Source organism: Mesorhizobium sp. M4B.F.Ca.ET.214.01.1.1 (genome assembly GCF_004791545.1).
Classification (GTDB): Bacteria; Pseudomonadota; Alphaproteobacteria; order Rhizobiales; family Rhizobiaceae; genus Mesorhizobium; species Mesorhizobium abyssinicae.
In genome coordinates this window covers 1-365 of the sequence record NZ_SRUX01000123.1, presented here as the reverse complement: position 1 = coordinate 365, position 365 = coordinate 1, and the positions used below count along the sequence as shown (strand labels likewise).

Here is a 365-nt window from a genome sequence, read left to right as displayed (position 1 = left end):
GAATCGCAGAACCGGAAGACGGGCGAAGACTGAATGCCGACATTGTTTCGCTTTGTCGTGACGCTGGCGGTTCTTGCAGGCGTCATCTATGGCGCGATGTTCGCGCTGGCGATGTTCGTGGAGCCGAAGAAGGCGGAAATGAGCGTGCGCATTCCCGCCGAAAAGCTCAATCCGAAGAAGAACTGACCCCGGCCAGATGAACAGCGCGGCCCGCATCGAAGCCTTTTTGGAGATGATGAGCGCCGAGCGGGGCGCGGCTGAAAACACGCTGTCCTCCTACCGCCGCGACCTCGAAGACGCCTCCGAAGCCATTGGCGGCGGCCTGGCGGGAGCGGGAGCGGCCGATATCCGCGCCTATCTCGACG

Annotated in this window: 2 protein-coding genes; both read left to right on the top strand. The window is 62.5% G+C overall.

Annotation, left to right across the window (positions count from 1 at the left end):
- Positions 1-33: 33 nt before the first annotated feature.
- The gene (locus EN857_RS33580) at positions 34-186 is read left to right on the top strand and encodes a histidine kinase (RefSeq protein WP_126087369.1); all 153 of its coding nucleotides are present in this window, start codon (positions 34-36) and stop codon (positions 184-186) included.
- Positions 187-196: 10 nt separating this feature from the next.
- Positions 197-365, top strand: a 169-nt coding sequence (locus EN857_RS33575) for a site-specific integrase (protein ID WP_189522833.1), incomplete at its 3' end; no start/stop codon positions are given.